This is a genomic window from Caloramator sp. E03 (genome assembly GCF_006016075.1).
Lineage (GTDB): Bacteria > Bacillota > Clostridia > Clostridiales > Caloramatoraceae > Caloramator_B.
The window spans coordinates 91,856-104,048 of record NZ_CP040093.1 but is presented as its reverse complement, the minus strand read 5'-3'; the positions used below and the strand labels follow the sequence as shown (position 1 = coordinate 104,048).

The 12,193-nt window shown below is 28.8% G+C and carries 11 protein-coding genes; all 11 read right to left on the bottom strand.

The annotated features are described in order from the left end of the window. Positions 1-32: 32 nt before the first annotated feature. Positions 33-1,571, bottom strand: coding sequence for a ribonuclease Y (rny, locus tag FDN13_RS00525; RefSeq protein ID WP_138980991.1), 1,539 nt, complete (start codon positions 1,569-1,571; stop codon positions 33-35). A gap of 171 nt (positions 1,572-1,742) precedes the next feature. Further along, complete coding sequence (locus FDN13_RS00520; protein WP_138978383.1) at positions 1,743-2,402, bottom strand: ATPase; 660 nt, start codon at positions 2,400-2,402, stop codon at positions 1,743-1,745. A gap of 12 nt (positions 2,403-2,414) precedes the next feature. Beyond that, positions 2,415-2,651, bottom strand: a complete 237-nt coding sequence (locus FDN13_RS00515; protein WP_138978382.1) for a hypothetical protein — start codon at positions 2,649-2,651, stop codon at positions 2,415-2,417. 12 nt (positions 2,652-2,663) lie between these two features. Continuing rightward, complete coding sequence (locus FDN13_RS00510; protein WP_138978381.1) at positions 2,664-4,103, bottom strand: AAA family ATPase; 1,440 nt, start codon at positions 4,101-4,103, stop codon at positions 2,664-2,666. Then, positions 4,100-5,092 carry a metallophosphoesterase gene (locus FDN13_RS00505; protein ID WP_138978380.1) on the bottom strand — a complete coding sequence of 331 codons (993 nt, stop codon included), beginning with the start codon at positions 5,090-5,092 and terminating at the stop codon, positions 4,100-4,102. Before FDN13_RS00505 ends, FDN13_RS00510 begins: the two co-directional genes overlap by 4 nt. Continuing rightward, a complete protein-coding gene (locus tag FDN13_RS00500; RefSeq protein WP_138978379.1) occupies positions 5,089-5,718 on the bottom strand; it encodes a regulatory protein RecX in 630 nt (209 codons plus the stop codon). Before FDN13_RS00500 ends, FDN13_RS00505 begins: the two co-directional genes overlap by 4 nt. A 69-nt stretch (positions 5,719-5,787) precedes the next feature. After that, on the bottom strand, positions 5,788-6,819 hold the full coding sequence (recA, locus tag FDN13_RS00495) for a recombinase RecA (protein ID WP_138978378.1): 1,032 nt from the start codon (positions 6,817-6,819) through the stop codon (positions 5,788-5,790). A 167-nt stretch (positions 6,820-6,986) separates the two neighbouring features. After that, a complete protein-coding gene (gene pgsA / locus FDN13_RS00490) occupies positions 6,987-7,505 on the bottom strand; it encodes a CDP-diacylglycerol--glycerol-3-phosphate 3-phosphatidyltransferase (RefSeq protein ID WP_138978377.1) in 519 nt (172 codons plus the stop codon). Further along, entirely contained in the window at positions 7,489-8,832 is a 1,344-nt protein-coding gene (gene rimO, locus FDN13_RS00485; protein WP_138978376.1) for a 30S ribosomal protein S12 methylthiotransferase RimO, read from the bottom strand. The genes pgsA and rimO overlap by 17 nt, the downstream gene beginning before the upstream one ends. A 258-nt stretch (positions 8,833-9,090) precedes the next feature. Continuing rightward, on the bottom strand, positions 9,091-11,337 hold the full coding sequence (locus tag FDN13_RS00480; RefSeq protein WP_138978375.1) for an FtsK/SpoIIIE family DNA translocase: 2,247 nt from the start codon (positions 11,335-11,337) through the stop codon (positions 9,091-9,093). Positions 11,338-11,412: 75 nt separating this feature from the next. Next, entirely contained in the window at positions 11,413-12,144 is a 732-nt protein-coding gene (locus tag FDN13_RS00475) for a ClpP family protease (RefSeq protein WP_138978374.1), read from the bottom strand. Positions 12,145-12,193: the final 49 nt, after the last annotated feature.

The window sequence follows — 12,193 nt, the reverse complement described above, 5'->3', positions numbered from 1 at the left end:
TAAAGCAACAGATTTCTGCTGCTTTATTATTTTTACTTTGCGTATTCAATTGCTCTAACTTCTCTTATAACATTTACTTTTATTTGTCCAGGATATTCTAGTTCACTTTCTATTCTCTTTACTATATCCCTTGCCATTTGTATTGCTTCTACATCACTTATTTGTTCTGGCTTAACCATAATTCTAATCTCACGTCCTGCCTGTATAGCAAAAGACTTTTCAACACCTTCAAAAGAATCTGCAATTTCTTCAAGTTTTTCTAATCTCTTTATATATGCTTCAAGAGTTTCCCTTCTTGCGCCAGGTCTTGCAGCTGATATTGCGTCAGCTGCTGCAATTAAGATTGCCTCTATAGTTTGAGGTTCAATATCGTTATGGTGAGCCGAAACTGCATGAACAACAGCAGGAGACTCATTGTATTTCTTTAATATATCTCCTCCTATAAGTGCATGAGGACCTTCTATTTCATGATCAAGAGCTTTTCCTATGTCATGTAGCAATCCTGCCCTCTTTGCAATAGTTACATCAATACCAAGTTCTGCAGCCATTAATCCGGCAAGATATGCTACTTCTATTGAGTGATTTAAAACATTTTGTCCATAGCTTGTTCTATACTTTAACCTACCTAATAATTTTATTAGCTCTGAATGAATACCATGAACTCCTGTTTCAAAAGTAGCTTGCTCACCTTGTTCTCTAATTTCATTTTCAACTTCTTTTTTGGCTTTTTCAACCATTTCTTCAATTCTCGCTGGATGAATTCTACCATCGGTTATTAGCTTTTCAAGTGCTAATCTTGCAATTTCTCTTCTTATTGGATCAAATCCTGATAAAATAACAGCTTCTGGAGTATCATCAATTATTAAATCTATTCCTGTTAATGTTTCAAGTGTTCTTATGTTTCTACCTTCCCTACCTATTATTCTACCCTTCATTTCATCGTTAGGAAGATTTACAACTGAAACAGTTGTTTCAGCAACATGTTCAGCAGCACAACGTTGTATTGCACATGCAATAATTTCTTTTGCTCTTTTTTCACCCTCTTCACGGGCTCTTGTTTCAATATCTTTTATCATCATTGCTGCTTCATGTTTAACTTCTTTTTCAATATCACTTAATAGAAGCTGTTTTGCTTCTTCGGTAGTTAAACCTGCAAGTCTTTCTAATTCTTCAATTTGCTTATTATAAAGTTGGTTAATTTCTTCTTGCATGTTTTGAATTTCTTGTTGTTTTTTATTGAGATTTTCTTCTCTTGCCTCTAGTAATTCTACCTTTTTGTCAAGAGTTTCTTCCCTTTGAAGAACTCTACGCTCCATCCTTTGAAGTTCACTTCTTCGTTCACGAATTTCCTTTTCAAATTCAGTCCTTAATTTGTGAACTTCTTCTTTTGCTTCAATAATAGCTTCTTTCTTTTTAGATTCAGCTTCTTTTTCAGCTTCAGAAACTATTTTTTTTGCAAGCTCTTCAGCACTTTGAATTTTACCTTCAGCTATATTTTTTCTAACATAATAACCTGCAATAAAGGCTATTATAGAAACTCCACCAGATATTATATATACAAAAAACGAAATAAATAACACCTCCTTAAAAACAAAATATCACCAATTCCGGTAATAATATAGTATTAAATACCGGATTATGGATGTAATACCTGGCTAAGAGAATTTTAATCTGAAGCATATACTAAATAATGACCAAAATAATTAACCATTATTTGTCTTTATTTTATTATAGAATTAATATTATGTCAAGTTTATAAGTTCCACTGTACTAATGCCATCATTTATAGTAACTTTATAACATACATCAGCACTATGCAAAAGATGGTTATTATGTGTAACCATTATTACCTGCCTTTTAAAAGTTGTACTTATTTGTTTTATAAAATCAGCTACATTTACAATATATTCATCACTAACATGTTTTGCTGGTTCATCAAGTATTAATGGGCCGTCTATTTTGGGATTATGAATTTGTATCATGGCAATTCTAATTGCAAGGGATATTATATCAACAACGCCCCCACCCCTTGAATCCTGAGGCTTTGTAACTATCTGTTCGCCATTTATATTTGACACAACAAAAAACTCTGCTTCTATTCTATTTGATTTTTCTACTATATCTATTTTAAATTCCATTGAAGGATCAAATATATATTGAAGGCATTGGGTTATTATATATTCTATTTGTTTTTTTGATTGTTCTCTGGCAAATTGGGAAGTATTCTGTAGTAATATTTTTACTTTTTCATAGTTATCTATTTTATTATTATTTATTTTTAATTGAGCTTCTATTTTCTTCTTTTGTTCAATAAGATTATCCATCCTGCCCTTTTTAATAAAGTAATCTTGCTTTTTTTTATTTAATTTATTTTCAAGTTCGTAAATGATATCAGAATACAAATTATCACTCCTTTAAATATCAGAAGGTAACATACTCTCAATTTTATTTATCAAGTCTTTTATTTCACTATCAAGTTTTTCTATTTCATTATCAAGATTTTCAGGGGTTATACCTAAATTTTCAAGTTCTTTAACAATAGCATCCTTTTGACTTAGAAGCTGTTCAAGGCGAGTTTCTGCCTTGATTTTTTTATTTTTATATATTTCTATTTTACTTTTTAGTTCATTAAGTTTATTTTCATAATTCATGTTATGTTCCTCCTACAATTCGTTTATTATTTTTTTAATTGTATGTTCTTCTATAGGTGATAAGCAAAGGGGGCATTTGCCAAGTTCCTTTAATACTTTTGTATATTCTTTAATGTAATTATTAATGTTGTTGTTACATATTTTAATTTCATCATTTATACAAATAAGTTCACTATCTATTTTTAGAAGATTATTCTTTATTATATTTAATTTTAATGATTTTTCATTGTTGCTTTGAATAGCCTTGTAGGATAAATCTGCTTTTTCAAGATTGTCAAACTTAGATATATATTTATATCCAATTTTTAGTGAATTATTTATCTCATTTAATCTTGACTTGATATCTGTAAGTTTATTGTAATTATCATATTGACTTTCATACTTAGATAAAGTTTCCTTTGCATCATTAATATTTTTTAGTTTACTTAAAATTAAATTAAGTTGTCTAATTTCATTTACAAGTAATTTATATTGCATGTTTAATTTTTTTAACTCATTAGTTTTATTACAATTATTAACTGCTTCTATTAAATTAAGTACACAGTCATCTATATGCTTTGTTGCAATTAAAACTTTATTTTGACATTTAATTTCCTCTGTTATTTCCATAAATTTATTTTTTAAATCTGTAAGTTTGTTTTTTGTAGTTATTTTTGTTTGTACAATACAAGCTAAGTTAAATACATAATCCATATCTCCTATGGATATAATTAGATCTTTTGTTTCTTTTATTTCGCTATCTATTGCGATAAGTTCTCTTTTAATATTTTTTAATCTTTCTAATTTGGTATATTTGTTTTTTAACTCTTCAAGTTTCTTTTCAGATTCATCTAAACTTTTTCTTACATTTTCAAGGTTTTCAAATTCTTTAAGGTCGATATTTATGTTTTCATATTCTTTTGAAAGTCTTTTTACATCGCTTTGAACATTGAATAAATCTTTATTTAATTCCTTTAGAGCCTCATCTATTATATGCACCCCAACAAGCTTGCCTATGGCTTTAGCCTTTATAGAACCGGATTTATCAATGAGAAAAGGTCCTTCAAGTTGGCTCGACAGATTTATACTCTCTGGAGATTCAATATCTATATAGACTTTATTAATTCCATGAGCAGCAAGTATTTCTTTTGGTATATCATTACCAAATCCTTCAAATATCATTTCTTCTCCATTAGTATTAATAAGCCTATAGATATTTCTATTTTTTGATCTTTCCCTAACTATTGTTATACCATCACTAAATGTTATTGAAACTTTACATGTATTTTCGCCTTGAGTTATAAATTCTGTTCCTTTTGGTTCATTATATAATGCCCATCTTAATGCTCTAATTATTGCAGATTTTCCACTATCCGATGGACCACATATTACGTTATATCCATCTTCAAAATTAAGCTTTGAATATTTATGGGACTGAAAATTTATTATTTCTATTGTTTTAATATATTTCATAGCATCCCTTCTCTACTTGAAAGTAATATTTGTGCTTCTCCAATTCTTCTTATTGCCTCATTTTTAACATCATCTGGTATCTTTTCTCTTATTGAGATTTCATTAATTATTTTTTCAATATTTAATATTTCAAAGTTACCATAAGAATTTATTTGTTGAATAAACTCGTTAATCTTTTGTTCTTTAAGCTCTTCACGCTTTAATAGTTCTTTATCGAAAACTTCTTCTCCAGGTTTTGCACATTTTAAATTCTTTATATTAAATTTTAATTCCTTTCCTATATCTATAATAAGATAAGCTGGAATTCTTTCTATTTCTGAAAGTGTATTACTAATTCTTGATATAGAACCTATATTAACAAAGTACTTATCGTATAATTTTTTAATTCCATAACCTGTATGGTAATGCCCGCAAAGAGTTATGTCAGCACAGGTTTTATTTGCAACTTCATCTATTAAGGTATGTGGAACTCCTTTTATAAAAGGTCTATCAAGAAGCATACCATGAACGATATGAATAGAATAATTACAATTCTCTTTTTGCTTTACGATATACCCTTCTTTTTCACTTGAAGTATCTATATTATAATAATAATGGCTACCAGATAATTGTACTCTTATTCCATCCTTCTCAAGATATATTAATTCATTAGGATTAATAATTTTTAATATACCTATAGTATCTAAAATGCCTAAAACTGTTCTTCCTACTGTAGAAGGGTTTTGACCAAAAATATCATGATTTCCTAATACAGAATATATAGGAAAAGGGAGTTCTTTTAGATATATAACAAACTCATTAACTATAGATAATGACAAGTCTGGTCTATCAAACAAATCTCCACCAAAAAGTACATAATCTATATTTTCATCATATACAACCTGAACGATTTCTTTAAATTTTTCCTTTAAAGTTTCTATATAGTTGTCCTTTCTTGATTTTGGATTAGTCCCTCTTATATGAGAATCAGTAAAATATAATAATTTCATATATCTTCACCATCATCTTCTAATTTTATTGATTTTAAAGCTTCTTTTATCACATCATATTCAAAACCCTTAGACATTAAATGCCTTATAAGCTTATTTTTAATATCTTTATTATCCTTATAATGTTTAACCTTTTTTTGTATTATTTCAATGGCGTTTTTATATTCGCTATCTGAGTTAAAAAAAACTTCTTTTAATAAATCTAATTCTATTCCTTTCTTTTGAAGATAATATTCTATTTTCCTTCTTCCATACTTTTTTATATTTAAACAGTCATTTATATACTTTTTAGCATATCTCTCATCATTAATAATATCATACATTTTAAGCTTATCGATAGTTTTATTTATTACATTTAAAGAATATCCTTTATCTGATAGTTTTTTTGATATTTCGTATTGAGTATAATCTTTTTTGCCTAGAAGAAATAGAGCGTAATTATAGCATTTGTTTTCTTCACAGCATTCAATCAATATATCCAGTTGTTCCTTTGTTATTTCAGAATTAAGTTTTATTGAATATTTTACGATATCTTCAAGTGAAGCTGAAAAAGCATAATCATCATCAATGAATATATTATACCTGTTATTAGAGTTATTTTGTTTTATTATATCAGTTATTTTCATATTTCACCTCATAAGAAAAAACCTACAGAAGACAATGTAGGTTTTAATTAATAAATGAGAAAAAATATATTAGTCATTTTTAATTTTATTTTCTTCAACCTTAACGGGGATCAATGGTAATTTATATTTATCTCTTATTTTATTTTCAATCTCAATTGCCACAGAAGGGTTTTCTCTTAAGAAATTCTTAGCATTTTCTCTTCCTTGTCCGAGTTTTGTGTCGTTATAAGAAAACCATGCACCACTTTTTTGTACTATATCATTATTTACTGCTACATCTAATATGTTACCTTCTTTTGATATTCCTTCACCATACATTATATCAAACTCAGCTTGCTTAAAAGGAGGAGCAACTTTGTTTTTAACAACCTTAACCCTTGTTCTACTACCCAATATATCTTCACCTTGCTTTATTGAATCAACTTTTCTTACATCAAGTCTTATTGATGCGTAGAATTTCAATGCTCTACCACCTGGAGTTGTTTCTGGGCTTCCAAACATAATTCCAACTTTTTCTCTAAGCTGATTTATAAATATTGCAACACATTTTGATTTGTTTATAGCACCAGCAAGCTTTCTCAAAGCCTGTGACATAAGCCTTGCCTGAAGACCTACATGAGCATCTCCCATTTCTCCTTCGATTTCTGCTTTAGGAACGAGAGCTGCAACGGAATCTATTACTATAACATCTATTGCACCTGATCTTACAAGAGCCTCAGCTATTTCAAGAGCTTGCTCACCTGTATCAGGCTGAGATAGAACAAGATTTTCAATATCAACCCCAAGTTTTTTAGCATATACAGGATCAAGAGCATGTTCTGCATCAATAAAAGCTGCTGCACCTCCATTTTTTTGTGCTTCTGCTATTATATGAAGTGCAACTGTGGTTTTACCTGAAGATTCGGGACCATATATCTCTACTATTCTACCTCTTGGTACCCCTCCAATTCCAAGAGCAATATCAAGGTCTAAAGATCCAGTGGAAATGCATTCCACATTTAACTTAGCATCTTCTCCAAGTTTCATAATTGAACCCTTACCAAATTGTTTTTCAATTTGGCTTATAGCTAATTCTAATGCTTTTTGCTTTTCACTTAACATTATATCAATCCTTTCTCACAAAACGAACATTAGTTCTATTAAGTATTATAATATATCTATTAAATTAGGTCAAGTATATACATACAACTGTTTTACTAATTTTAATTAAAAGCCATTCATCTAACTTTTACATTAATAAAAAGATGAATGGCGTTGGTAATTTTGATTCAATCCTTTGGGCTTAAATTTTTTCTATTTTTATATATATAATCTACACCTGAAATTATGGTTATTATAACGGCAATAGTTATAAGATAATTGCTGTATGGTAGACCTGTTAATGAAGCTACAATTGCAATTATTTGTGTAACTGTTTTTGCCTTTCCCCATTTACTTGCTGCAATTACTACACCTTCAGAAGCTGCAACTGCTCTTAATCCTGTAATTGCAAATTCACGAGCAATTATTATCATTACAACCCAAGTTGGCAGCTTTTTCATTTCTACAAGGGATATAAGAGCTGCTGTAACTATGAGCTTATCTGCAAGAGGATCTAAGAATTTACCAAATTTTGTTACTTGATTTCTACTTCGAGCAATATAACCATCTAACGTATCTGTTAAAGCCGCAACTATAAAAACAGATGTTGCAATATAAATGCCATATTTAACTTTTATTGCTAAAATGAAAAGGAATACAGGAACAAGTATAATTCTTAAGATTGTTATTTTATTTGCAAGATTCATGATACACAACTCCCATTAAATCATAAGTTAAGGCTTTATTTATTTTTACTTTTATTATTTCTCCTATATTAATCACATCATCATTAGCATCTATAAGTACCTGTTGATCAATTGTAGGAGCATCCTTGCTTGTTCTACCATAATATTTATTATTTTTAACTTTTCCATCTACTATTACATCAACAATTTCTCCTATTAATGCTTTGTTTTTCTCAAAGGAAATTTCACTTTGTATCTTCATAAGAATGTCTTTTCTTTCATTTTTTGTTTCTTCATCTATTTGATTTGGTAGATTTGCTGCTATTGTACCTTCCTCAGGAGAAAAAGTAAATACACCAACTCTATCAAGTTTATACGAATGCAAAAATTCTTTAAGTTCATCAAAATCTTCTTTTGTTTCTCCAGGGAAACCAACTATTATTGATGTTCTAATAACTGCATCAGGTATCCTATATCTTATTTTATTAATAAGTGAAACTATATCTTCCTTTGTACTTGCACGATTCATTTGTTTTAATATTTTATTACTAACATGTTGTATAGGGATATCAAAATAATGGCATATTTTTTTGCTGTTTGCTATAGTTTCTATGAGCTCATCAGTAATCCTTTCAGGATAGCAATACATCACTCTTATCCACTCTATTCCATCTATTTCTTCAAGCTTTTTTAATAATTCATGGAGCATCTTTTTACCATAGATATCTGCTCCATACATAGTGCTATCCTGAGCAACTAATATAATTTCTTTAATGCCTTTTCTTGAAAGATATTTTGCTTCATTTATTATGCTATCTATATTTCTACTTCTGAAATTTCCTCTGATTTTTGGAATAATACAATAGCTACATCTATTACTACAGCCTTCAGCAATTTTAATGTAGGCATAATGATTTGGAGTTGTTAATATTCTTTCCTCATAATCAAAATTATAATTTAAATTATCAGTTTTTACAATTCCTTTTTCATTATTTAGAGTTTTATATACTATATCACATATTTCGTAATAGTTTCCTGTACCGACAATTGCATCTATTTCAGGAATTTCTTTTAGCAATTCTTCTTTATACCTTTCTGCCATACAACCTGTAACAATTAATGACTTACACCTGCCATATTTTTTGTTTTGTGCCATTTCAAGTATAGTATCAATAGATTCTTCCTTTGCAGAGTTTACAAAACCACATGTATTTATAATTATTATATCTGCTTGTATTTCGTCGTTTACAATATTATATCCTTTCTTCGAAAGTTTAGAAAGCATTATTTCAGAGTCAATTCTGTTTTTATCACACCCAAGAGATACTAAACCTACATTATAATTCATGTCAAATCCTCCTATCATAATTTCCCAGGTAATTTTATACAAATATTACTATTTATAATTAAATATCTAAAAATTGCACATTCATTCTTTTTTTCTTTTTAATTTACATACTTTGTATATATATGACATGTTTTTTTATTTTGTTATCATATACTATGATATCTTATTCAATATTTTTCGACAATCAAAAAATCAAAATATAATTAAATTGTTTATTTGATGTTATAAATATTTCCTTTTCATATAAAAATTATAATATTATTCTCCATATAAATTATCATCAATATCCTCTTTGCTTACAAGAACTTGTCTTGGTTTACTTCCTTCCTGAGGACCTACAATACCACGTATTTCCATCTGTTCAACTAATCTTGATGCTCTATTAAATCCAACACGTAGCCTTCTTTGAAGCATAGAAGCTGATACCTGACCATATTCTACTGCAATTTTAATAGCTTCAGGAAGAAGTTCATCTACTTCTTCATCAGTATTTAATAAGTCATTTTTATTTTCAATTACTTCTATTATTTCATCGTTATAAGTTACATTACTTGAATCCTTTAAAAAGTTTACTACTTTTTCAACTTCTTTTTCAGAAATAAAAGCTCCTTGAATTCTAATTGGTTTGCTTTCACCTATAGGAAGGAATAACATATCACCTTTTCCAAGAAGTTTTTCGGCTCCGGACATATCAAGTATGGTTCTTGAATCAACTTGACTTGATACTGCAAATGAAATACGGGATGGAATATTGGCCTTAATAAGTCCAGTAATGACATCTACAGAAGGCCTTTGAGTTGCAATTACAAGATGCATCCCAGCAGCTCGTGCCATTTGTGCAAGCCTACATATAGCATCCTCAACTTCATTTGGTGCAACCATCATTAAATCTGCGAGCTCATCAATTATTATAACTATTTTTGGTAGTTTTAGTTCAGGACTATTTTTTTCCATTAATTTATTATAGCTTTCAATATTTCTTACGTTATTTTCAGCAAAGAGTTTATATCTTTGAGTCATTTCATTAACAGCCCAATATAAAGCTGATGCTGCCTTCTTAGGTTCAGTAACAACAGGTATTAGAAGATGAGGAATTCCATTATATATTGAAAGTTCTACTACTTTGGGATCAACTAAAAGCATTTTTACATCTGATGGGGATGATTTATATATTAAACTTGTAATTAAGGTATTAATACATACACTCTTTCCTGAACCTGTTGCACCTGCAATTAATAGGTGTGGCATTTTTGATAAATCTGCAATCATACATTTACCACTTATATCTTTTCCAAGTGCAAAAGCAAGCTTTGAACTAAACTCCTTAAATTCATTTGATTCAAGTACTTCCCTTAGTGTTACAGATACTACTTCTTTATTTGGTACTTCAATTCCAACAGCAGCTTTACCTGGTATTGGAGCTTCTATTCTAACCATTGGAGCTGCGAGATTTAATGCTATGTCATCAGAAAGATTAACAATTCTGCTCACTTTAACTCCTGGACTTGGATGAAGTTCATATCTTGTTACTGAAGGACCTCTACTAACTTGTACAACTTTAGCCTCCACTCCGAAGCTTAATAAAGTTTCTTCAAGTATTTGAGCATTATTTAAAAGTTCTTTCTTATCTTGGATATTTCCTTTATTTTTATTTTCATTAAGAAGCTCTATAGGAGGAAAAACATATTCAGTTTTTTTGTGCTCAATTTTATTTTTATCTATTTCTTTTGTTATATCCTCTTGAAATTTAGTTTTTACATCACTTTTTGCATCCAAGTCTGAACGTTCATTAGAGTCTTTTATAAAATCGAGTATTTTTATTTTCTTATCTAAATTATTAATATTTTCTTCACATTTTTTCTTATCTATATCATGAATATTATTTTCAGTTTCTATACTAATAGATGATTCTGTTATAACTTCATTTACTTTTTGATTCTTGTTTTTAAAAGGAATATTTCGTTTTATTTTTGAAATAGCAGTATTTAATATATTTCCAATAGATATTTCAGTTGCAAGTATAATTAATATCAGAAGTAAACAAATAAGCACAATGTATGTACCTATTATATCAAAAATGTATAAAAGAGGTGTATCAATAAATTCGCTTATAACTCCACCACCCTTTTTTATAAGGCCTAATTCATAAGCTTTAAATAGTTTGTCCATATATTTTAAATTATTATAACTATAGGAATAATTAAGATGGATTGTTAATAACAAATTATATATTATAAGACATAGGCATATAAACCTTTGTCTTAGCTTAAATTTTGTTTTATTTACAATAAAAGCAATTCCAACTATAAAGATTATAGGAGGAAAAATAAATGCACCTATTCCTAAAAGTCCAAAAAAGAAATCTCTTAATATTTTACCTGCTACTCCTGATGGCTCTATATATATGCTAAAGCCAATTAATAGTGAAAAAGCAACTATTACTATTCCATAGATTTCATTATTGAAACTTCCTTTAGATGAATATTGATTTTTCTTTCTTGCCATATATAATCACCTCACAAATATATTCTATATGTTTAATAAATTCCCTTCAATAGAAAAAGGAAAAGCATAATATGTTTATTTTTGCTTTTCCTCTATCATCTGTCTTAATTTTTTAATGGCATTGCTTATTCCTCCTACTTCATTCATAAGCTTCAGGTCAACTGCTTGCTTTCCAATTAGTATTGTGCCCATGTCATTGAGCAGTTCATCAGTTTGAAGCATAAGCTCTCTTAACTTTTCTTCTGATATCCCTGAATTTCGAGTTATAAAGTTTATAATCCTATCTTGCATCTTTTTAAAGTATTCAAAGGTCTGAGGGACTCCTATAACAAGTCCATTCATCCTTATTGGGTGAATAATCATTGTTGCAGTAGGAGATATAAAAGAGTATTTTGCAGATACTGCCAGAGGAACTCCTATACTATGGCCTCCTCCAATCACTAAAGAAACAGTAGGCTTTGATAAGCTGTTAATCATTTCTGCTATAGCAAGGCCTGCTTCAACATCTCCTCCTACTGTATTTAAAATGATAAGAAGACCTTTTATATTAGGGTTTTCTTCAATTGCTACAAGCTGAGGAATTATGTGTTCATATTTAGTTGCTTTAGTTTGAGGTGGAACCGCTACATGCCCTTCTATTTGACCTATTATATTTAATACATGTATGTCTGAAATGAATTCAGAAATATGAGTATTACCTATTTCTTTTAAATTCTCTAACTTTTCGTTCTTATTATAAGAAGAATCTTCATTAGAAATTTTTTTTTCAATATTTACTTCTTTATTTATATTATTTTCATAAGTCATGATTACACCTCACATTAATTTTTATTTCTTTTATATTTTAACCATTGAT